20 protein-coding genes are annotated in these 23,060 nt (G+C 37.3%); 5 read left to right on the top strand and 15 right to left on the bottom strand.

Translation table 11 applies throughout. The features are described 5' to 3' along the window. Position 1 precedes the first annotated feature (1 nt). Positions 2 to 2,095 (top strand): LTA synthase family protein, encoded by a 2,094-nt coding sequence (locus tag P7V56_RS08845; RefSeq protein WP_171223296.1) that lies wholly within the window; start codon positions 2 to 4, stop codon positions 2,093 to 2,095. A gap of 41 nt (positions 2,096 to 2,136) precedes the next feature. On the opposite strand, the gene P7V56_RS08840 is transcribed toward P7V56_RS08845, so the two are convergent. After that, positions 2,137 to 3,756, bottom strand: a complete 1,620-nt coding sequence (locus P7V56_RS08840; protein WP_171223295.1) for a hypothetical protein — start codon at positions 3,754 to 3,756, stop codon at positions 2,137 to 2,139. A gap of 389 nt (positions 3,757 to 4,145) precedes the next feature. On the opposite strand from P7V56_RS08840, the gene P7V56_RS08835 reads away from it, so the two are divergent. Genes P7V56_RS08835 through P7V56_RS08825 form a run of 3 tightly spaced genes read left to right on the top strand, consistent with a single transcriptional unit; the run spans position 4,146 to position 6,619 of the window. Next, on the top strand, positions 4,146 to 5,462 hold the full coding sequence (locus P7V56_RS08835; RefSeq protein WP_171223294.1) for a serine hydrolase domain-containing protein: 1,317 nt from the start codon (positions 4,146 to 4,148) through the stop codon (positions 5,460 to 5,462). Between the two features lie 45 nt (positions 5,463 to 5,507). Continuing rightward, the gene (locus P7V56_RS08830; protein WP_171223293.1) at positions 5,508 to 6,233 is read left to right on the top strand and encodes a YoaK family protein; all 726 of its coding nucleotides are present in this window, start codon (positions 5,508 to 5,510) and stop codon (positions 6,231 to 6,233) included. 2 nt (positions 6,234 to 6,235) lie between these two features. Beyond that, entirely contained in the window at positions 6,236 to 6,619 is a 384-nt protein-coding gene (locus tag P7V56_RS08825) for a ribosomal maturation YjgA family protein (RefSeq protein WP_171223292.1), read from the top strand. On the opposite strand, the gene P7V56_RS08820 is transcribed toward P7V56_RS08825, so the two are convergent. The 4 genes from P7V56_RS08820 to P7V56_RS08805 all read right to left on the bottom strand — a co-directional run bounded on the left by P7V56_RS08820 (position 6,611) and on the right by P7V56_RS08805 (position 11,713). After that, entirely contained in the window at positions 6,611 to 8,638 is a 2,028-nt protein-coding gene (locus P7V56_RS08820; RefSeq protein WP_171223291.1) for a hypothetical protein, read from the bottom strand. The two genes, P7V56_RS08825 and P7V56_RS08820, sit on opposite strands and share 9 nt — an antisense overlap. A gap of 25 nt (positions 8,639 to 8,663) precedes the next feature. Continuing rightward, on the bottom strand, positions 8,664 to 9,044 hold the full coding sequence (locus tag P7V56_RS08815) for a four helix bundle protein (RefSeq protein WP_171223290.1): 381 nt from the start codon (positions 9,042 to 9,044) through the stop codon (positions 8,664 to 8,666). A 52-nt stretch (positions 9,045 to 9,096) separates the two neighbouring features. After that, positions 9,097 to 9,843 (bottom strand): 3-oxoacyl-[acyl-carrier-protein] reductase, encoded by a 747-nt coding sequence (gene fabG / locus P7V56_RS08810; protein WP_171223289.1) that lies wholly within the window; start codon positions 9,841 to 9,843, stop codon positions 9,097 to 9,099. Between the two features lie 127 nt (positions 9,844 to 9,970). Further along, on the bottom strand, positions 9,971 to 11,713 hold the full coding sequence (locus tag P7V56_RS08805; RefSeq protein ID WP_171223288.1) for a T9SS type A sorting domain-containing protein: 1,743 nt from the start codon (positions 11,711 to 11,713) through the stop codon (positions 9,971 to 9,973). 120 nt (positions 11,714 to 11,833) lie between these two features. Between P7V56_RS08805 and P7V56_RS08800 the strand changes: the two genes are divergently transcribed. Continuing rightward, entirely contained in the window at positions 11,834 to 13,018 is a 1,185-nt protein-coding gene (locus P7V56_RS08800) for a cytochrome-c peroxidase (protein WP_171223287.1), read from the top strand. A gap of 37 nt (positions 13,019 to 13,055) precedes the next feature. Here the strand turns inward: P7V56_RS08800 and P7V56_RS08795 are convergent, their stop codons facing one another. The 10 genes from P7V56_RS08795 to menD all read right to left on the bottom strand — a co-directional run bounded on the left by P7V56_RS08795 (position 13,056) and on the right by menD (position 23,045). Beyond that, positions 13,056 to 13,592, bottom strand: coding sequence for a hypothetical protein (locus P7V56_RS08795; RefSeq protein WP_171223286.1), 537 nt, complete (start codon positions 13,590 to 13,592; stop codon positions 13,056 to 13,058). A gap of 134 nt (positions 13,593 to 13,726) precedes the next feature. Next, positions 13,727 to 14,599 (bottom strand): succinate--CoA ligase subunit alpha, encoded by an 873-nt coding sequence (sucD, locus tag P7V56_RS08790; RefSeq protein ID WP_171223285.1) that lies wholly within the window; start codon positions 14,597 to 14,599, stop codon positions 13,727 to 13,729. A 96-nt stretch (positions 14,600 to 14,695) separates the two neighbouring features. Next, positions 14,696 to 15,055, bottom strand: coding sequence for a nuclear transport factor 2 family protein (locus P7V56_RS08785; protein ID WP_171223284.1), 360 nt, complete (start codon positions 15,053 to 15,055; stop codon positions 14,696 to 14,698). A 3-nt stretch (positions 15,056 to 15,058) separates the two neighbouring features. Then, positions 15,059 to 15,988, bottom strand: a complete 930-nt coding sequence (locus P7V56_RS08780; protein ID WP_171223283.1) for a UDP-3-O-(3-hydroxymyristoyl)glucosamine N-acyltransferase — start codon at positions 15,986 to 15,988, stop codon at positions 15,059 to 15,061. An 81-nt stretch (positions 15,989 to 16,069) separates the two neighbouring features. Beyond that, positions 16,070 to 16,630 carry an elongation factor P gene (gene efp, locus P7V56_RS08775; protein WP_171223282.1) on the bottom strand — a complete coding sequence of 187 codons (561 nt, stop codon included), beginning with the start codon at positions 16,628 to 16,630 and terminating at the stop codon, positions 16,070 to 16,072. Positions 16,631 to 16,686: 56 nt separating this feature from the next. Then, positions 16,687 to 17,472: an acyl-ACP--UDP-N-acetylglucosamine O-acyltransferase gene (gene lpxA, locus P7V56_RS08770; RefSeq protein ID WP_171223281.1), complete on the bottom strand. Its 786-nt coding sequence runs from the start codon at positions 17,470 to 17,472 to the stop codon at positions 16,687 to 16,689. Between the two features lie 98 nt (positions 17,473 to 17,570). After that, a complete protein-coding gene (locus tag P7V56_RS08765; RefSeq protein ID WP_171223280.1) occupies positions 17,571 to 18,959 on the bottom strand; it encodes a bifunctional UDP-3-O-[3-hydroxymyristoyl] N-acetylglucosamine deacetylase/3-hydroxyacyl-ACP dehydratase in 1,389 nt (462 codons plus the stop codon). A gap of 23 nt (positions 18,960 to 18,982) precedes the next feature. Then, a complete protein-coding gene (gene lpxD / locus P7V56_RS08760) occupies positions 18,983 to 19,996 on the bottom strand; it encodes a UDP-3-O-(3-hydroxymyristoyl)glucosamine N-acyltransferase (RefSeq protein WP_171223279.1) in 1,014 nt (337 codons plus the stop codon). Positions 19,997 to 20,117: 121 nt separating this feature from the next. Further along, a complete protein-coding gene (locus tag P7V56_RS08755; protein ID WP_171223278.1) occupies positions 20,118 to 21,353 on the bottom strand; it encodes an HD domain-containing protein in 1,236 nt (411 codons plus the stop codon). A gap of 30 nt (positions 21,354 to 21,383) precedes the next feature. Beyond that, the gene (gene menD / locus P7V56_RS08750) at positions 21,384 to 23,045 is read right to left on the bottom strand and encodes a 2-succinyl-5-enolpyruvyl-6-hydroxy-3-cyclohexene-1-carboxylic-acid synthase (RefSeq protein WP_171223277.1); all 1,662 of its coding nucleotides are present in this window, start codon (positions 23,043 to 23,045) and stop codon (positions 21,384 to 21,386) included. Positions 23,046 to 23,060: the final 15 nt, after the last annotated feature.

The raw sequence follows: 23,060 nt of genomic DNA, 5'->3' as shown, positions 1-23,060 counted from the left end.
TATGGATTATTTCAAAAAACACTCTCCCATTATTAGTTTGCTACTCTTATTTATCATTACCAATATTATCCTCAGATTGGTGTTGCTTTTTCATCCTATTACCCAATCCGGTTTCAGCCTCTTGGAAGTCATTAGCATTTTTGGTTTCGGTTTGATTTCGGACTTATTGGTGTTTGTCATCGGTAGTGTCTTTTTATGGTTTTACTTGTTGTTTTTATCTAACACCAAGTATGATAAACCTTGGGGTTATTTGATTTTTGGCGGATTGGCTTTACTGTTGTGCTATGTTTCTTTTTTCAACACTATACTCAATGAATACGGTGGTTCACTGCCCGAAATAGGCATTGGTTTTATGGCATTAAAAACGGTTTTCTTCGGATTATTATTGTTTTTGCCAAAGTACCGAAAGCCATTGCGATTGGTATTGTTTTCTATTGCGGTTTTCCTCTTTGTTCTAATTATCATTCAGAATGCCGTTAGTGAGTTTTTCTTTTGGAATGAATTTGGAGTGCGTTACAACTTTATAGCCGTAGATTATTTGGTTTATACCAACACCGTGATTGGCAATATTATGGAATCCTATCCGGTCGTTCCTTTATTTGCCGGTGTCGGACTAATTACGGCTGTAATTACTTATTTCGTTGTAAAACGCTCCCAACCTTTTTTAAATCACTTGCCCAACCTTAGAGCAAAAGTCTTAGGTTTAGGTGTTTATACTATACTATTATTGGGTTCATTATTTATTGTTCCGATAATGGCCGAACAAGAAAACAATGCGAATGTTTATGTCAATGAGCTTGAAGCTAACGGTCTGTATAAGTTTTACACTGCCTTTTTCAACAATGAATTGGCCTTTGATAAATTCTATAAAACCATCCCTAAATCAGAAGCCTTTGCCCTATTGCAAAAACAATTAGGAGCAATTAAAGGCGAAAGTACCTTGCGAGCCGTTCCCGGTGATTCAACAGAACTGCACAAGAATGTGGTTTTGATTACGGTTGAAAGTCTGAGCGAAGATTTCATGACAGAATATGGCAATGAAAGGCACATTACGCCTTTCTTAGATTCTTTAGCAGACAAGAGTTTGCAATTCACCAATCTTTATGCGGTAGGAAACAGAACCGTTCGCGGATTAGAAGCCGTAACGTTATGTTTGCCACCAAGTGCCGCAGAAAGCGTAGTCAAACGAGTAGACAACAAAAACAAATATTCTACCGGACATGTTTTTAAACAAAAAGGTTATGCGGTAAAATACTTGTATGGCGGCGATGCTTTCTTTGACAATATGGGTGACTTTTTCGGAGGAAACGGCTATGAGATTATAGACAAAAACAGTTTTTTGCCCGAAGAGATTACGTTTGCCAATATTTGGGGAGTTTGCGATGAAGACATGTATAAAAAAGCCATCCGGGAAATGAACCGCGAAGCCCAACAAAACAAACCTTTCTTTAACCACATTATGACGGTGAGTAACCATCGCCCATTTACTTATCCTGAAGGGAAGATTGATATTTCAGGAAGCGCTAAGTCGAGAAACGGTGGCGTAAAGTATACTGATTATGCTTTGAAGCAATTCTTTAAAATGGCCGAAGAGCAACCTTGGTTCAAGAATACCGTATTTGTCATCTTAGCTGATCATTGTGCTTCAAGTTCCGGTAAAACCGAATTGCCGTTAGAGAAATACCGTATTCCCGCGATGGTTTATGCACCCGGATTTATTCAGCCTAAACATGTTACTACTTTGATGTCGCAGATTGATGTCATGCCAACGCTATTTGGTTTACTAAACTTTAGTTACGACAGTAAATTTTACGGACAAGATGTATTTAATTCAAACTATCAACCGAGAGCTTTTGTAGCTACTTATCAAGATTTAGGACTGATTAAAGACAATATACTTACAGTTATTTCACCGGTTAAGAAAGTCAAGCAATTTCAACTAATACCCCAAATGAAGCCTAAGATTAAGTCGGAATTCCAAACCCATTTTGAAGAAAAACCAATGACCGTTTTAAAACAAGATTTAGTAAACGAAACTATAAGCTATTACCAAACTTCGGCTTATTTGTTAAAGCATAAAAAATTAAATCGCTAAACTCAAAAAAAAAGTCCCTCAAATGAGAGACTTTTAATTTATTATTTACAAGCTTCGAGTGCTTCTGCGAAAGACAAAATGCTCTCGAGATTGTTTTTGAATTCCTTTTTTTCAACCCTTTCTAAAAGTGTTGGGCAGCCTTTGGCCATTTCTTCAAAGCGCTTTTTGGGTCCGAGCATCCAGCCGGCTGAGGCATTGGATTTACCTTCGGATTCATTGGCCATTTTAAGAATTACCTCACCGTTAAAATATTGGTAAACACTGATTTTATTACCTACATACATTTCTTTGGCAAACTTTTTAGAAGCCGATGCCATAGTCATACCGCCATTGTCTACTGATACACGGAAGGCTACAGTAGCATATTCTTCTCCATTGCTCAAAATCAAACGAGAAACCTCATTGGCTTTGAAATTTCTTTCTGAAAATTTGCCTTGAAAGTCTTTAACAGTTACCGTAACTGCTTCACTTAAATTCATAGTTCTGCTTTTGTGCATATAGCCGGCAATAGTATCTTTTTTAATAGTAAGCATATAAGCCAAGATATAGTTTTGATCGGTTTCAATACTATAAGGCGCATTGGTTACCGGCGCACTCGACGTATTGTTAGAATACACCGGTTGTTTTTCTTCAAAAACAAAGTTTTTAGTATCTACTGTAAAGTGTCGGTTGGTAATTTGATTGGCTTTGAAAAGCGTAAGCAATTCGTTGTTGGCTTTCAACATCGATTCACCGTCAAATTTGTCATAATCATTGGCAATTAACTTTTGGCAATATTCATTAGACTTTGCCGGTTTGTCTAGCAAACTGTAAATCTTAGCCAAGTTAAAATAAGCACTGTATCTTATTTTACGGTGTGCTTTTTCGTCTTGGTTGTATTTGGTTGGTAATGATTCGAAATAAGCGATTGCGTCTTTAACCTCGGCTTCAATATCAGCGGTTGGTTCGGCAAAATTCATTCGGTCGAAAGCATTTTTTACCGTTAAATACGCATTGTACTCGGCCAATTGTTCCGGGTGTTTTTTGTTGGCCAATATCCACAATTTATCCATACCCGATTTCACCGGATAACCAAATTCATCGTTTAATTCGTTATTCAAAGTATTGACTACTTCATTAGTAAAATTGTTTCTGATTAAATTATAAATACCGTACTGAAAACTTTCGGCTTGCGAATAGCTCTCATATTCTTGACTCTTCGCCGTTTTTTGGCCTGAAAAATTGATTACTTTATTTACTTTTCCGTCATTGCTGACTACTTTGGCATTACCGTCTTGGGTATAAGAATACTCTACCGTGTAATAGTATTTGTTGGTTACTCTACCGTTCTTGTCTTTAGAAGAACTGGTTCTGCTGGTAATGTCTTTTTTGGTAATGGCCGGGTTTTGCAACATGACTTCTACACTTAAGTAGCCGTTTTTTTCTTTCTTTTCAAAGCCCGAGATGGTTACTTGGTTTTCGATAAAAAATTTCGATTTACTGTATTGCAAATTGCGATCAACATTAGTTACAAAAGAATAGGTCCTGTTCTTTTTTTCTAGAATGGGTTTAGCCGGTAAAGCCACATAAGAATAATTAATGTCAAATGGGTCTAAATCTGTGGATTGCGCAACAACAGTTAAACCGAATAGCATAAAAATGGCTAAAAGTGATTTCTTCATGTTTTTAAAATTTTGCCAAATATAGGCGAATTTTAATTTACTGAACCTGTTTGTTTAACGGAATTTGGTATGATCTTTTAAGCCAATTTATTTACTTCCTTACTTTTTCAATACATTTACTGTATTGATTCTAATCCAAAATTAAAACCCATCGAATATGAGAATTTTTATGCCTATTGTTTTTATAGTACTTTTTGTATTATATGTTTTGTATTTGGCTGTAATCAAAAAGGAACTCAAGCAAAATTTAAGCAAAGTAGTTTATCCGGGGTTGTTTTTTATAGTTGTTTGGGCCTTGCTTTATTTCGTTTTACTGTAACAAACTTTAAATGTTCTTTTGTATAAATTGTTTTTGCTATACTTTTACCATTCAAAAAAACTTTATCACCATGACTAAGCGAATTTCCGTTGCCCTTCTTTTTTTATTTTTAACCACTACTTCTTTCGCCCAAAACAATTACGCCAAATTAGACAGTTTGTTTGCGCTCTTGGAAAGCAATAACAAGTTCATGGGAAGTGTGGCCATCAGTGAAGGCGGAAAAATACTTTACAGTAAATCTGTCGGAGTAACCGATATGTACACCAGAAAAAGAGCTACAGTCGCAACCAAATACAGAATAGGCTCTATCTCCAAAATGTTTACTTCCGCAATGATTTTTAAAGCGGTAGAAGAAAAAAAAATAACGCTGGACCAAACTATAGAAGCTTATTTTCCTTCGGTGCCCAATGCTAAGAAAATAACCATTTCTAACTTGTTGAACCACCGAAGTGGTATTTATAACATAACCAATAGTGGTGATTATTGGACGTATTACACCCAACCCAAAACCGAAGCAGAAATGGTAGCCATTATCGCCAAAAACAAAAGCGATTTTGAACCCGACAGCAAAGCGGATTACAGCAATTCTAATTATATTTTATTAAGTTATATTTTAGAAAAGGTTTACAAAAAAACATATGGTGAAATCTTGACCGAAAAAATCACCAAACCGTTGAATTTAAAAAACACTTATTTGGGTAACCGAATTAGTTTAGGAAAAAATGAATGTTATTCGTTTTCGTATAAAGAAGAATGGGTAACCGAGAAAGAAACCGATCCTTCAATTCCGATTGGTGCCGGCGCTATAGTTTCCAACCCGACTGATTTAGCCATTTTTATCGAAAATTTATTTGCCGGAAAGATTATTTCCAAAAAGAGTTTAGACCAAATGACCACTATCAAAGACAATTATGGAATGGGTATTTTTCAACTTCCGTTTGATAAAAGAAAAGGATTTGGTCATACCGGCGGAATCGATGGTTTTAGTTCATCATTGGGCTACTTTCCCGATAGTAATGTATCGGTCGCTTTAACTTCAAACGGCAATAATTTTGACAACAATCAAATTATGATTGCCTTGTTGAGTACCTATTATGCCATACCTTTTGAAATGCCATCGTTCAAAACAGTTGCCTTAACAGAAGAAGAATTAGATAAATACCTGGGCAATTATGCCAGTGAGGAATTGGCAATGACCATTAAAGTAACCCGAAAAGCAGATAAGCTCTTCGCTCAAGCCACCGGTCAAGATGAATTTCCTTTAGACGCTACTAAGGCAGATACTTTTGAGTTTTTAGCCGCCGGAATCAAAATAAAATTTGCTTTAGCCGACAAACAAATGACCTTACTCCAAGGTGGTAAAAGTTATCTTTTTAGGAAAATTTAAGTTGGCAACAATAGTCTGAACCGGAATTATAATTACATTTAATCTATGTTTAGACACCAAGGCAAAGCACGGACTTTTTTGCACAACCTGCGACTGGCAGCTTTATTATCATTGGTGGCCGGCATCGTAAATATCACTGGTGTTTTGGCTTTAAAAACGCTTACTACGAACGTCACCGGACATTTTGCCTACTTTGCCGAAGAGATCATGCGCAAGGATTATTCAATTGCGATTACTTTTTTGGTATTTACCTTATGCTTTTTATTGGGTTCGTTTACCGCAAATACTATCGTAGAAATTGTTTTGCAACGGAAACCCCGATTGGCTCATGTGGTTCCCATTGCTTTAGAGATTGTCATACTAACGGGTGTGGCTTTGTTCTTTGGCACTTCAAGTATTTATGAGATTCATGGAAAAATCGAAGCTTTTCTATTGTTGTTTGCAATGGGAATTCAAAATTCATTAGTAACCAAAGTATCCCAATCTACAGTGAGAACAACGCACCTAACCGGTTTGTTTACCGATTTAGGAATTGAACTTTCCCAATTGTTCTTTTACAAAAAACCCGAGCAACAGACCAAGCTAAAAACCAATATTTACCTGAGATTATCCATTATCTCTTTCTTTTTTATCGGTTGTGTTTTGGGTGGATTTACTTATGGTTATCTCCAAATTAAAACCTTACTGATCGCTTCATTTGTATTGATAATTGCCTTGTTTTACGATTATCTTCGATTGAAATTTTTTACCATAACCCGAATGACTCACTAATTATGTGGCAATTTAATCGAACCTATTTTCTGCTGACAGTGTTGTTGTTTGCTACGGAAGTTTGTATTGCTTTATTTGTCCATGACAACTTTGTTAGGCCTTATCTTGGCGATGTTTTAGTCGTAATCCTGATTTACTGTTTTGTAAAATCGTTTCTGAAAGTAGCGGTAACCAAAGCTTGTATCGGTGTTTTGCTGTTTGCTTTTGGTGTTGAAATAATGCAATATTTTTTGATCGTTGAAAAGCTCAATTTACAAGATAACAGATTGGCGCGAACCGTAATTGGGACTTCTTTTGCTTGGGAAGATATTTTGGCTTATATCGCCGGAATTGTTATTGTAATCGTTTCGGAAAAGTTTTTTTCGAAAAAACAAACACTACAATAAACCATTGTATTTGCGGATAAACCATTCGGCTGACAGCGATAAGGCAATTAAAACCAACAACCAAATCCAATCTACCAAAGGCGATTTCTTGGTGATGGTTTTTTGAATGGCTTGGTAACTTTCATCTTCCGACAATTGCTTAATCAAACTATCCACTTGATTCGCCAAAAAAGCTTTCCCCTGGGTTTGGGTAGCCAATTGGTTCAACTTGTTCCAATCCGGATTGACGAATTGTTTTTCGATATCAAAATCCAAGACTTCAAACCCACTGCTATAAGAAGCATTCGAATTCAATTCCTTCACCGTAAACTTATAATTCCCAGCGGCTAAACCGTCTAAATTCACTTGGAAAGCGTTGGTCGTTCTAAGTAAATCATAGTTTTTGACTTGCTTGGTTTTAGTATTGGTCACCGAAATCGTCAATCTTGCCTTTTCGTCTAATTCGTAGTTTTTATTGAAATATTGCGCGGTAATTTCAATGCCTTCACCTGAGTTGTAGAAACGCTCGTGGTTGACAAGTAGAGACTTTCGGGCGTTGTTGGAAGCTAAATACTGTATGGTTTTGTCTAAGAAGATATCAAAATCAACAAAGTCTTTTTTGACCAAAAAGTAATCCGCACGCCATTTCCAAATGTTTTCTCCGAATAAATAAGCCGAGCGTTTGCCTTGCTCTTCATTGAAAGTCAACAAAGGCTGATTGGTGGCGATATTGCGAATGGTGGATGATAATAAGGTGTTTGTATTTCCTTTAGCAGTAATGGTTCCGAATGGATTTTCCAACGGCGGAAATTGCTCGAAACCGATATTATCCAAAGCAAACAAATTAAATTGGCTATCAAACGAAGCCAAATAATCTTCTTTTTGCGAACTCATTTTAAAGCTAAACTGGCTTTGATTTTGGTTTAAGAAGTTGAAATCAGTGTCATTCCCGGTGATAATCCACGAGTTAATTTTGGCATTAGTATTCTTCTCAAAAATCGATTTAAAAGCAACGGTTGGTTGGTACAGAATTAAAATATTATAGTTCTCTAAACTACTGACTTGGTTAGGCTTAAGAATGGTTACTTTTCGTTGGGCATTAGTCTCAATACTGCGTTTTATGGCACCCAAATCAGGATGCGCCATGTCTGAAATTAAAGCAACTTCGGTCTTTTGATCAATAACTTCTACCGCAAAATTCTTGGTATTGTTATAAGTGTTTTTCTCTTGCTCTTTAGACGAAACAGTGGCTTTCAAAATTTGCAATCCAACGCTGTTCGCCGGTAGTAAAACATTTAATGTGGCTGATTTCTTTGAAGGTGAAAAAGCCACCGTTTGTTCATTTAAAACCGAATTGCCTTGGGTAATCTTAAATGAAGCATTAATGCTCTTGGTTCCCGAATAATTCAAGAATACTTCCACCGGATATTTGTTTTTGTGGAAAGCGTATTTGTTAACGTTGAGCTGAGTTACTCTCAAATCCAAATAAGTAGTCGTATCGCCTACTACCAATGGATACACTTTATTATTGGAATTAAACCCGAAAACATAATCTTCACCCGATGTTTGGTTTCCGTCAGAGATTAGAATCGTGGGAAACGTTTGGTTTTTATAGATGTTCTTCAGGTTTTTGGCCACAACATCAATATTCGATTGTGTGCCTTTAAAATCTATCGTATCCGATGGCAGGAAGTCTGCATCAAACTGATACGCCTGCACTTCAAACTTATCGTTTAAAGCATCATTATCTTTTAGTTTCTCAAACAATTCCAGCGCTTGCTTATCCGACTTCAAATCGGCCATCGAAGCCGAATTGTCAATCACTATAGGCAAAGGCGTTTTAACCGTTTCCACCGTTTTGCGCGTAATGATTGGATTTATCAACAATAGCAACAAGCCAAAGACTGAAAAGAAACGCAAAAAAGCCAAAAGCAACGTCACTTTCGACTTGCTTTTGGCCTTGTATAAATATTGGTAAAATGACACAGCAAACGCTATTCCTAAAGAAAGCAATATCAATAAAACAGTGTTTGTCGTCATATTTTTAGTGTTCAGTGATCAGTGGTCAGTGGTCAGTATTCAGATTAACGCCAAACTTATTGGGATTTAATATCATAAAATTAATAAGCTTTCCGACTTCAATACTATAATTAATGAGTTCGTCGTAAGCTATTTGATTAATGTAATTGCATTTAAAAGCAAATTCTAACCAAACTTGAGTTTCCGAATTCTCAGCATCACTATCGGTTAGTTTGCTATGAAAACTTTTGGGATAAATTCTTTTTCTGTAAGCTTCGGCTATATTGGACGGAACGCTTCTTGATGACCGTCTGATTTGATCCGTTAATGAATAGGTTTCTTCTTTTGGAAAAGACTTAGAAATTTCAAAAATACGCATAGCTAATTCAAATGATTTTTGATAAGCCAATAAGTCTTGAAATGTCATAGTTAAAAATATATTTTACAAAAACTGATCACTGAATACTTACCACTGCCTACTAAGTCAGCATTCCTCCGCAAACATTCAATACTTGTCCGCTAACGTAAGCACTCATATCCGAAGCGAAGAACAAACAAGCATTCGCAACATCTTCCGGAGTTCCGCCTCGTTTTAACGGAATAGAATCTCTCCAGCCTTGTACTACATCATCGTTTAATTTGGCGGTCATTTCGGTTTCGATGAATCCCGGCGCAATCGCGTTGCAACGGATATTTCTCGACCCTAATTCTAAGGCTACCGATTTGGTAAATCCAATCATACCGGCTTTTGATGCGGCATAGTTGGCCTGACCTGCATTACCTTTAACACCAACGACAGAACTCATGTTTACAATAGAACCTTTGCGGTTTTTTAACATGATTTTCTGAACGGCTTTGGTCATATTGAAAACTGATTTCAAATTGATTTCGATTACTTTATCAAAATCCTCTTCACTCATACGCATTAAAAGGTTGTCTTTGGTGATTCCGGCGTTGTTGATTAATACGTCAACGTTTCCGAAATCGGCCATAACATCGTCTACTAATTTTTGCGCTTCGTTGAAATCGGCTGCGTTTGATTTGTATCCTTTGGCTTTGATGCCTAAAGCAGTTAATTCGTTTTCCAATGCCAAAGCACTTTCGGCAGAAGAACTATAAGTAAAAGCCACATTGGCTCCGTGTTGGGCAAAAACTTTAGCGATACCGCTTCCGATTCCTCTACTTGCGCCGGTGATGATGGCTACTTTTCCTTCTAGTAATTTCATATGCTTAATTATTTCGTTTAAAAATTCTGTTACAAATATAAACTAATAAAAATCTTTAAAAAACAAGTTGTAAAAAAACCCGAATAGTTTTTGATATTCGGGTTTGTATATTTCAAAATCCTATGTATTAATTCTTGACAAACTTACTATTGAAGATTCCTTTGTCAGAGACAATTTTTATGATATAAGTTCCTTTTGAAAGTCGGGAAATATCTATAGCTGAATCATTTGATACCGCTTTAATCTGTTGAACCGATTGTCCTAATAAATTATAAACTGTGACCTCTTTTACCAAAATATCGTTTTTAACTTTAAGGTTTAAAACATCGTGAACCGGATTAGGGTACAAAGCATAATAATCTGAAAAAGATAAACTAGGAGTATCTAAAACTACGGTAGAATAGAATTCGTCTAAGATAAATGAATTGTTATTTGGCGTTTCATCAATTAATGAAGATGAAACTGTAGCTTCATAATGAAGCATATCGCCTTCATTTAAAGTGGTACCGAAATTCATATAAAAAATTATTTCAATGGTTCTTGACTCAAAAGGTTTCAAATCTGAAAAATCCCAGTTCAATAGGTTTGTCGATGCTGCTGCTGTTGGAACAGAAGACAGATAATCTTGTTGGTTATCATTAAAAGTCAAACTAACATTTCCTGATTGTGTATTTGTACCAACGTTTTTATAGGTTAATAAATAATAATACTGATAGGCATTTGATGCTACATTTGTTCTTATCAATGTAACTTCCAAATCTGGATGTGAACCATTTGGAGTGACACAAAAGTTTTGGACTAATGGTGTTGTTGTGCTCGTAAGCGATAGTGTTTGGGTACTTGGTGACACCAAAAAATAAGCCGGATTGGCCAATTGCGGCGTGATGGTTATTGTCGTAGACTGAGAAGCTGTATTGAATACTCCGCTGTTATTAGAATAAATATTTGCGGTGTTAGTACCATCTGAAAAAGCAAACTGTAATTCAGGATAGATTACGTCATTAGAATCACATCCGTCATTTAATTCATCATAACGTGATGTTCCCTGAATACCATAAACAGGATTTCCGGGAACAAAAGAACAAAAGGTGTTTGCAAAACAATTAGTGTAACCGTATTGGGTAATTTTATTTTGTATATCCGACATTTGCATTTCATCGGCACAAACATACTGCAGATTTGGATTCACCGAAAAATCAACCGATGATTCCACAAAATTATTCCTAAGCCCTAATTGGATTAAATTATTGTTGGAACAATTTAAATTGTAAAGATTGGTAACATTACTAGCATCCAGGTTTGTTAATAAATTATTTTGACAATAAAGGGAGTGAATATTGTTCGCATTGCCAAGTGTCAATTGGGTTAACTGATTATCAAAACATTGCAAAAGAGACATTGCAGTCATTCCAGTTACGTCTAAACTTGTTAATTGATTTCCCCGGCAGCTAAACGATTGCACTTGAGAAAGACCAGCAACATTCAATGAAGTAATATGATTGTAAGCCAGTGCTAAATTTGTAAGTTGTGTCAATGAAGTTAAATCAAGATTAGGGATATTGTTTCCGTAGATTTGGAGTTCACTTAGGTTAGCAAAATTCTCAATACCAACAAGGCTGGTGATGTTGGCATTATATAGCCATAATTTGGTCACCATCAGGGCTTCTGAAACCTGAATCTCACCATCATTATTAGTATCTATTTTCACAAAAAGGTTGCCCGGTATAGATGCAGTACCACTGGCAATTTGCAAACCCGGTGCAGCTGCTAATAATCTTGCTTTAAAATTAGCATCTGGGAAGTTAATTATCTGTGCCTTGCAGAAACATGCAACCATAAAAAAAACGAAAGTGAAAGTAATTTTTTTCATTTGTATGGAATTTGATAATAAATGTAAGCAATTTCATTAATATAAAAAAATGTTTCCTTTTTTAAACCTTTTCCTTTTTATTAAGTCATAGCAATCAACTAACCAACCAAAACCAATTTTATGCTTAAAAAAATCGCCGCCGTTGTAGTCGTTGCCCTCTCCTATTCTTGTGGCAGTGACGATTCTTCCGAATATGTAGAAATTGACCCTTATGCCAATATAACCGCAACATTTGGAAGCAATATCAATCCTAATAACTTGGCCAATTACGCCAATCAAACCATTCCCAATTACATCACTAAAGACAATACTGCCGGAAATTTTATTACGGATAAAGGCGCTACTTTGGGTCGGGTGTTGTTTTATGACAAAAATTTGTCTTCTAACAATACTATTTCTTGTTCGAGTTGTCACCAACAGGCCAATGCTTTTGGAGATACCAGTATTGCCAGTACCGGTGTAAACGGTACGACAGGCCGACATTCAATGCGTTTAATCAATACCCGTTTTGCCAATGAAGTAAGATTCTTTTGGGATGAACGTGCTGTAAATTTGGAAACCCAAACTACGATGCCTATCAAGGATCACGGAGAAATGGGATTTAGCGGTACTAATGGCGACGAACCTTTTAGCGGTTTAATTACTAAACTTAGCAACATTGGTTACTATAAAGAGTTGTTCCAATTTGTTTATGGTAGTGAGGAAATTACTGAAGGTAAAATACAATTGGCTTTGGCGCAATTCATCAGAAGCATACAATCATTTGACAGCAAATATGATGTTGGCAGAGCGCAAGCGGCTAATGAAGGACAACCGTTTGTTAATTTTACCCCGCAAGAAAACCAAGGGAAGCAGTTGTTTTTAGCACCACCTGTTTTTGATGCTACCGGTAACAGAACCGGAGGTGGTTTGGGTTGCGCCGGTTGTCACGCTGCGCCGGAATTCGACATTAATCCGATATCAGGTAATAACGGAATCATTGGTCGTATTAATGCGCCGGGAATTGACATTACCAATACTCGAGCACCATCATTACGTGATTTGGTTAAAGTTGACGGAACCACAAACGGTCCGATGATGCATACAGGAGTGATAACCACTTTACAGGCTGCTGTCGGTCATTACGGCACTATTAATTTAGCACCGGGCAATACCAATTTGGATGTCAAATTAAGGCCGAATGGTTTTGGACAACAATTGCATTTAACCGCACCCGAAGTCAATGCAGTGATTGCTTTCTTGAGGACTTTATCTGGAACTAATGTTTACACTGATCCGAAATGGGCCAATCCGTTTCCGAATTAATATAACATTTATTGTAGAGATGCGATGCATCGCGTCTCTACAATTGTTTTTCTACCCCACTACCCTCAATTAAACTTTTTAGCAAGGCTTCTTCTGCTTGTAATACTTGCAGTTGTAAATTAAGTTTCATCAATTCTTTTGGACCGTTTTTATCAAGGCTCTTTTGGACTTTTTCTTTTAAGATTACTATGGCTCCGGGATGCAGTGCTTCTTCATTAACCTGTTCTTTTAAATAATCAATCAGTTGGAGTAGTTTTAATGCTGTTTGACAAGCTTCTTCCATATTGGGTAGCTTTCTAATGATACCCAACTGATAATATTTACAATCGTCTAAGGCTTTCGCGAGAAATTTTTCTTTTTCTTCCTCTAGCTTTGGAAAATCCTTTGCTTCAGGTGCTTTGGCAGTAGCCATGAAAAATTCTATTGCTGTTAATCTTTTTGAAGCGATGCTTGGTAATTCTCTTGATTCCAACTCATATAGTGCCAATTGCAAACGTTTAGTCTTTAATATCATTGCCATTTCTTCTTGAGTCAGATTTAATTCATTTCTGAGGTAGGCTCTTTTTTTTTCCATTTGTAACAAGTTTATGTGTAACAATCATAATTGTTACATTTTTTTTGTTACATGTAGAGAACAAATAAGGTGCCAAAGCAAAAAAGCCCCGATTTCTCGAGGCTTTTCATTTATATATAAAGTTGAGGAATCAATTATCCCATCACTTCTTTTACTTTTTTACCAATCTCAGCAGGAGAATCTACTACGTGGATACCACATTCTCTCATGATTCGTTTTTTGGCTTCCGCTGTATCGTCAGAACCACCAACGATTGCACCGGCGTGACCCATTGTACGTCCTTTTGGAGCTGTTTCTCCGGCGATAAAACCAACTACCGGTTTGCGGTTTCCGTCTGCTTTAATCCATTTAGCTGCATCGGCTTCTAACTGTCCTCCGATTTCACCTATCATGATAATGCATTCGGTTTCAGGGTCATTCATCAACAATTCAACGGCTTCTTTGGTTGTAGTTCCAATTATTGGATCTCCACCAATTCCGATAGCGGTTGTAATCCCTAACCCTTGTTTTACTACTTGGTCTGCCGCTTCATAAGTTAAAGTTCCCGATTTAGAAACAATCCCCACTTTTCCTTTTTTGAAAACGAAACCAGGCATGATCCCTACTTTAGCTTCTTCAGGGGTAATTACTCCCGGACAGTTTGGTCCTACCAAACGACAGTCTTTTCCTTTTACAAAATTATACGCTTTAATCATATCGGCCACCGGAATACCTTCAGTAATCGCAATGATTACTTTGATTCCTGCATCGGCAGCTTCCATAATAGCATCGGCAGCAAAGGCCGGTGGTACAAAAATGATAGAAGTATCAGCTCCGGCTTGTTCTACCGCATCTTTAACCGTATTAAAAACCGGACGGTCTAAATGGGTTGAACCACCTTTCCCGGGTGTAACACCACCAACTACATTGGTGCCGTATTCAATCATTTGCGAAGCGTGAAAGGTGCCTTCACTTCCGGTAAATCCTTGTACTATTATTTTTGAATTTTTATTAACTAAAACGCTCATGTTTGTGTTTGTTTATTTGTGTTTATTTTTTGTGATGCAAAAGTATGAAATAGTATTCAGTGTTCAATATGCAGTATTCAGATTTTTGCAAAATTACTATAGTTGACTCATCTGATAGCCACGGTATAATTTATCATCTTTGACTTCCCAAACGACCATGAAGTGCGCCAACATCATTTCCTCTCTGGGATTTTCAATGGTTTTTACATAGTGTGCATAACGAACAGCAACCGTATTACCGTTGGCAACGATATGTGAGATTCTTGATTTGGAACGAAGATAGGCTTTGCTCAACTCTGTACTCAATTCAACGATTTGACTTTGGTGAAGTTTCAAAAAACCTTTGGTACTGTGCCATTCCAAAACAACATCAGGATGCAGTAAAGCTTTCACTTTATCCGCGTCTAATATTACATCCGATTTGTAAAATTCTTGAACGATAGCTTTAGCGCCCATACTTTATTTAAGTTTATTTAAAATTTCAGGTATTTTTTTGATGTAGGCAAACTGCTTCATCTTCTCACGAGCTTCATCTATCGGAGTTCCCGAATAGGTTTTTCCGCCTTCAATAGATTTACTTACACCGGTTTGGCCCAGCACTACTGCTTTGGCACCTATGGTAATGCCGCTGGTAGTGCCCACTTGCCCCCAAAGTGTCACTTCATCTTCAATGACTACACAGCCGGCAATTCCGGTTTGAGCCGCAATCAGACATTTTTTACCGATAATCGTATCGTGTCCTACGTGGACTTGGTTATCAATTTTAGTTCCCGCACCAATTGTGGTATCGCCTGTAACGCCTTTATCGATGGTACATAACGCTCCTATGCCTACATTATCCTCAATAATCACTCTTCCACCGGAAAGCAATTGGTCAAAACCTTCCGGACGCTTTTTGTAATAAAAAGCATCAGCACCCAAAATGGTTCCCGAGTGAATGATCACATTGTCACCAATAACCGTGTTGTCATACACAATTACATTAGCATGCAACAAACAGTTTTTACCAATAGTTACGTGGTGACCGATAAAACAATTCGGTTGAATGACTGTTCCTTCTCCTATTTGAGCAGAAGCCGATACGCTTGTATTGGCCGCTACAAAAGGTCTGAAATGCTTAGTCAATTTATTGAAATCTCTAAAAGGATCATCAGAAATCAACAAGGCTTTGCCTTCCGGACAATCGACTTCTTTGTTGATTAAAACAATAGTCGCTGCCGATTGTAAAGCTTTGTCGTAATATTTCGGATGGTCTACAAAAACAATATCACCCGGTTCAACCACGTGTATCTCATTCATGCCATGAACCGCAAAATCATCAGCACCAACGTATTGGCAATTGATGATTTCAGCAATTTCTTTGAGTGTATGTATTCTTGGAAACTTCATTTGTTTTAATTTGAAAATTTGAAAATTTGGTAATCTGAAAATGAAGACAGTAATCTTCAAATCATTTAATCTTCAAATTAATTACACTCTTTCCATGTATTTACCCGTAGCTGTATCGATTTTGATTTTATCTCCTTCATTGATAAACAAAGGAACATTTACAGCTGCCCCGGTTTCTACTTTGGCCGGTTTAGTGGCGTTGGTGGCGGTATTTCCTTTAACGCCGGGCTCAGTATAAGTTACTTCTAATACGATAGAAGCCGGCATATCAACAGATAACGGCAAATCGGTTTCTGTATTGATTTGTACCATAACGTTGGTTCCTTCTTTTAATAAATCCGGTGCGTCTAATACATCTTTGTTTAAAGTGATTTGTTCATAAGATTCTACATTCATGAAGTGAAAATCATTTCCTTCTGAATACAAAAACTGGAAAGTGTGTGTTTCAACGCGAACCACATCTATTTTATGTCCGGCCGAAAAAGTATTGTCTAACACTTTACCGTTGGTTAACGATTTCAATTTGGTTCTAACGAAAGCCGGTCCTTTCCCCGGTTTAACGTGTAGGAATTCGATAATTTTATAAATATCGTGATTGAACTTGATGCATAATCCGTTTCTAATATCTGCTGTAGATGCCATTTTAATGTGTATTTGTTAATTTGGAATTTGTTTGTTTGTTTAAAATAATTCTGGATTTAATATGAACCTGAGTAGCCTTTCATGATTCCTCTTGAAGAGTTTCTGATGAAATCCAGAATCTCGTCACGTTCCGGTGTGGCTTCCATTTCCCCTTCAATGATGGCCATGGCTTGAGAAGTGTTATAATTTTTTTGGTACAATATTCTGTAAATATCTTGTATCTCTCTGATTTTTTCAGAAGTAAATCCTCTTCTTCTTAAACCTACCGAGTTGATTCCGACATAAGATAGTGGTTCTTTCGCCGCTTTGGTGTAAGGCGGAACATCTTTACGCACCAATGAACCTCCCGAAATCATGGCGTGATCACCAATATGGATAAACTGATGAATCGCAGCCAAACCACCAATGATGGCATAATTCCCCACAATTACGTGTCCGGCTAAAGCTACACCATTTACAATGATAGCGTTATCACCTATGTGACAATCGTGAGCAATGTGTGCGGTAGCCATAACCAAACAGTTTTTCCCGATTACGGTTTGCCCGGAAGCAATTGTACCACGGTTGATGGTTACACATTCTCTGATGGTTGAATTATCGCCAATAATGGCCAGCGAATCTTCTCCGCCAAATTTTAAATCCTGTGGTACAGCAGCAATTACAGCACCGGGAAAGATATTACAGTTTTTCCCAATACGTGCGCCTTCCATAATAGTCACATTGGAACCTATCCATGTTCCTTCACCAATAACTACATTGTTGTGAATAGTAGTAAACGGTTCGATAACAACATTCTTAGCGATTTTGGCACCAGGATGTACATAAGCTAACGGTTGATTCATATTTGTATTTTTTGCTTTTAGCTGACAGCGTTTAGCTGTTAGCTTTTTTTTATTTTTTTTTTGCTAATAGCTAAATGCTAAAAGCTGATGTTACATAACTAACTTTTCTTGGCTATTTGTGCCATTAATTCGGCTTCGGCCACCAACTTTCCGTTAGCATAAGCTTTGGCTTGCATGTGACAAATTCCTCTTCTTATTGGGGTAATCAAATCGCATTTGAATATCAAAGTATCTCCGGGAAGTACTTTGTGTTTGAACTTCACATTGTCTATTTTCATAAAGAAGGTCAAGTAATTTTCCGGATCAGGAACGGTGCTTAAAACTAAGATTCCTCCGGTTTGTGCCATGGCTTCTACGATGATTACACCCGGCATAACCGGTGCTTCAGGGAAATGGCCTACGAAGAAACTTTCGTTCATCGTTACATTTTTCAAACCAACCACATGACTGTCTGACATTTCAATGATTCGGTCAACGAATAAAAACGGCGGACGGTGAGGCAAAGTATTCATGATTTGATGAATGTCCATTAAAGGCTCAGCATTCAAATCATAAACCGGAACTTGATTCTTTTGTTCGATTTTGATAATTTTAGACAACTTTTTGGCAAACTGGGTGTTTACAAAGTGACCGGGTTTATTGGCAATTACCTTTCCTTTAATTCGGGTTCCTATTAGGGCCAAATCACCAATAACATCTAATAATTTGTGACGCGCAGCTTCGTTAGGATAATGTAAAGTAAGGTTGTCAAGTATACCGTTCGGCTTTACCGAAATTTTTTCTTTTCCGAAAGCCACTTTCAAGTTGTTCATTGTTTTTTCGGAAATCTCTTTGTCAACGTAAACGATGGCATTGTTTAAATCGCCGCCTTTGATTAAACCGTTATCCAATAAAGTTTCCAATTCATGCAAGAAGCTAAATGTTCTGGCATCGGAGATTTCGGTTTTGAAATCGGCTATGTTTTTCAAAGTCGCATTCTGGGTTCCTAAAACTTTGGTACCAAAATCGACCATAGTAGTTACTTGGTAGTCATCGGCAGGCATTACTAAGATTTCACTTCCGGTCGCTTCATCAGCAAAAGAAATTACTTCTTTTACCACATAATAACATCTTTCCGCCTCTTGCTCAACTATGCCGGCTTTTTCTATGGCTTCTACGAAAAATTTTGAGGAACCATCCATAATGGGCGGCTCTGATTCGTTTAATTCAATAATAACATTGTCCACATCACAACCTACAAATGCCGCAAGCACGTGTTCAGAGGTTTGGATTTTTACGCCAAGTTTCTCCAAATTAGTTCCTCTTTGGGTATTGACAACATAATTGGCATCGGCTTCAATAACCGGGCTTCCTTCTAAATCAACTCTGACAAAGGTATAGCCATTATTAACCGGAGCGGGTTTAAAGGTCATCTTAACTTCTTTTCCTGTGTGTAGACCAACACCGGTCAAGGAAACTTCGTTTTGGATGGTTTTTTGTTTAACCATTGGTATGCTTATTTATTAGTTTATTATTTTTTCTTTAATTCTTCCAAGTCGGCTACTATCTTAGGCAAGTTTCTGAAATGCACATACGATTTGCTATAGTCACCATAATTGAAAGCCGGAGAACCTTGAATGGTTTCCCCGTCTGTTATATTTTTTCCAATACCGGATTGGGCTTGAACACGCACATTGTTACCAATAGTCAAATGACCGGCAATCCCAACTTGTCCGCCTATCATACAATTACTACCTATTTTGGTCGAACCTGCTACACCGGTTTGCGCCGCGATAACCGTGTTCTCTCCTATTTCAACATTATGGGCAATTTGGATGTGATTGTCGAGTTTAACGCCTTTTCTGATGATGGTTGAGCCTAATGTTGCTCTGTCTATCGTTGTACAAGCTCCAATGTCTACAAAATCTTCTAAGATAGCATTTCCTATTTGGGGTATTTTACTGTAAGAACCATCTTCCTTAGGAGCAAAACCAAATCCGTCTGACCCAATGATAGCACCGGAATGTATAGTACAATGAGCACCAATAACCGATTCGGAATATACTCTGACACCGGCAAAAAGAATGGTATTATCACCTATGGTTACATTGTCTCCAATGAATGTATTGGGATAAATTTTTACATTGTTTCCAATTACGGTATTCTTTCCGATATAACTAAAACTGCCCAAATACAAGTTCTCACCATAAGTAACGTTTTCTGAAATTACTGTAGGCTGCTCAATCCCTGATTTCATTAGTTTTACTTGGTTGTAATATTCTAATAATTTTGAAAAAGATTGGTAAGCATCTTCTACCTTGATTAAGGTAGTTTTAATTTCGTTTTCCGGTTCAAAGGTATTATTGACTATGGTAATCGTAGCTTCGGTTGAGTAGATATAATTGAGGTATTTTGGGTTGGCTAAAAAAGTTAGCGAACCTTCAGTGCCTTCTTCTATTTTTGACAATTTGAAGACTTCGGCATCAGGGTTTCCAACGACCTCGCCTTCCAGAATTCCCGCTATTTGAGCTGCTGTAAATTTCATCTTATGCTATTTTGTTTGGTATAAGTATAAGATGGAACTCATTTGGAGTAATTCTCATGGAATGTATCAAAATATGGGTAGTTCGTTTCATCGACACAAAAGTATAAAAAAAAAATTAATGTTAAATCTCTGCCAGCTGTTTAGGATAACAGATAAAGTACTTGGTAACCGGTTTGGATAATGCTTTCAAGTTCAATTGGTCAGAAGCTTCTACTACATCTTCAATACTTCGGTCCTTTTTCAATATGCGAATGGGTTCGGCTTCTTTGCTGTAGGCCTGATTTTTTATTTTTCCTTTGAAGATAAAATACTTGGCTTCCTGCATCGAGATATTGTGGTCTTTGGCAAATCGATTTGACATTTCTTGCAGTACTTCTGCCGGAAATTTTTCGCTGTTGAGTTTGATTTTTGACAAATCTCTGTTGATGATCATTTTGCTTAAACTACTCAAAATAAAATCCTCGTGAAACTGCCAAACTTTTAAAGCACTAATGATATCAAAATCATCAAGTTGGGAAAAAGTATCTAAATCATGTGTTGAAAAATTATCAAGCGTAACTTTATGCTCCATGAAGTACTTCAATGGCTTGCTGCATTCTATTTCTATACCTTTTTGCAACAATTCTTTGGCTCTTTGCAAGGTTTTGGTTAAAGTCAATTCGGCGACCAAACTAGTCTTGTGCAAATAAGCTTGCCAGTACATTAATCGGCGTGCCATTAAGAATTTTTCTATTGAATAAATTCCTTTTTCTTCCATCACCAAAACATCATCAACCACATTCATCATTTGGATTAAACGGTCGGAATTGATATTTCCTTCAGCCACACCCGAATAAAAACTATCGCGTTTCAAATAGTCCATTCTGTCCATGTCTAACTGACTGGATATTAATTGCAGCATGAACTTTCTATGGTATTCGCCTTTGAATACTTGAATGGCCAAACTCAATTGCCCACCAAACTGTTCGTTTAATTTATTCATAAACAACAACGAAATAGCTTCGTGGTTGACTTCTTCCACAATACTGTGCTCCATCGCATGCGAAAATGGTCCGTGCCCGATATCGTGCAAAAGAATCGCGATTAACAAGGCGTTTTCCTCTTCTTTTGAAATAGCAACTTCCTTAAAACGAAGTACTTCAACGGCTTGTTGCATCATGTGCATCGCGCCAAGAGCATGGTGAAAACGTGTATGATGTGCGCCCGGATAAACCAAATAAGACAAACCCATTTGAGAAATACGTCTCAAACGTTGAAAATAAGGATGCTGAATTAAATCATACACCAACGAATTGGGAATAGTAATAAACCCGTAAATCGGGTCATTGAATATTTTTAGTTTATTGGTTTGGCTCACAGCGTCGTAAGTTTTTGTAAAGATATAAATTTAGACCAAGGCTTTAAAGTAGTTCAACAACAGTTTGTTGTTCTCTCTGGTGGGTGTGAAAATTTCTAATATCGCAGGTTTGTCGTTGTTTTCGAACAATTGTTTCAATCCTTTGGTTAAAGTTTCTTCATTGCTTGCCGTACTATAATCTAACTGATACATTTTGGCCAAATGCTCTGCCGTCAAACAATGCGAAGTCTCAAAATAGGTGTTAAAAGTTTCATTTTCCTGATGACCGGGAAGAATTCTGAAAATCCCACCGCCACCATTATTCATCAATATAATTTTGAAATTCTTGGGGATATAATTGTTCCAAAGCGCATTACTGTCGTATAAAAAACCAACATCTCCGGTGATTAAAACCGTTGGCTTTCCACTGCCTACCGCTGCTCCGATGGCTGTTGAAGTACTGCCGTCAATGCCACTCGTTCCTCGGTTGCAAAACACTTGAATAGAATTATCAATGTCAAATAACTGAGCGTAACGAATCGCGGCACTGTTGCTGATTTGCAACTGAGTGTTTTTTGGCAAAGCCGATAAGATGCCTTCAAAAGCTTTTAAATCTGAGAATTTCACTTTGGCCAAATACTCGTTGTGCTTTACTTTTCTATCCTGATGAATCGTTTCAAAAGTTGATTTATAATGGCTTTTGACTTCTTTTAGATGCGGCATAAACTGCGTAAAAAACTGATTCGGACTCACCACAAAATGCTTGGTTAAGATACCAAAGGTGTTGTAAGCTCTTAGTTCGTCTATGTGCCAATGGTGTCTTGGTTTGTATTTTCTCAAGAATGCTTTTACCCTTTTGGAAACAATCATGCCACCAAAAGTGATTAGTATTCTAGGTTGTAATTCGGTAAATTCTTTTGGACCAAAAGGCGTAATCAGTGTATCAATGTTATTGATAAATGAGGGATGATGCAGGTTTGATGTCGTTTCTGTCAGCACAACAACCGAAGGAAATTCGGCAAGCTTATCAATCCATTTTTGTTCTACAGAATTGGGAGCGCATTCGCCTACTAATACCAAAATCTTTTGGCTGTGGTTCCATAAAGTCGAAAACGCGATAATGTCTTCTACCCTAACTTGGCGATGGATTTTAAACAAGCTCGTTAAATTCACATCAACCGTTAGCTTATTTGTGGTTTGGTATAAAGGTTCTTCAAACGGCACATTGATATGCACCGGACCTTTGTGCGCAACGGCTACGTTTATGGCTTCATTGATAAACACATCGTTTTCTTCAGAAGCTTCTTCTAGTAAATTGGCATTGTACAAAGAGTGATTCAAAAAAACATTTTCTTGGCGAATGGTTTGCCCGTCGCCAATATCAATTTTGTCAAAAGGTCTGTCGGCAGAAATCACAACAAAAGGAATCTGGCTGTAAAAAGCTTCCGCCAATGCCGGATAATAATTGAGTAAAGCGGAACCGGATGTACAAACCACGGCTACCGGTTTTTGTGTTTGTTGGGCAATACCCAAAGCAAAAAAAGCGGCACAACGCTCGTCGGCTATACTATAGCAACGAAAATTAGGATTATTGGTAAACCCAATAGTCAACGGTGCATTTCTGGAACCGGGTGAAATAATAATATCGTGAACTCCTTTGGCATTGCAAATTTCAATAATGCTTTGTGCCAACGGTATTTTGGGATAAATCATTGTTGCTTTTTATGG

It is taken from the genome of Flavobacterium sp. IMCC34852 (assembly GCF_030643905.1).
GTDB lineage: Bacteria > Bacteroidota > Bacteroidia > Flavobacteriales > Flavobacteriaceae > Flavobacterium > Flavobacterium rivulicola.
Note: the sequence above shows the minus strand (reverse complement) of the source record. Positions and strands in the feature narration are given on the sequence as shown.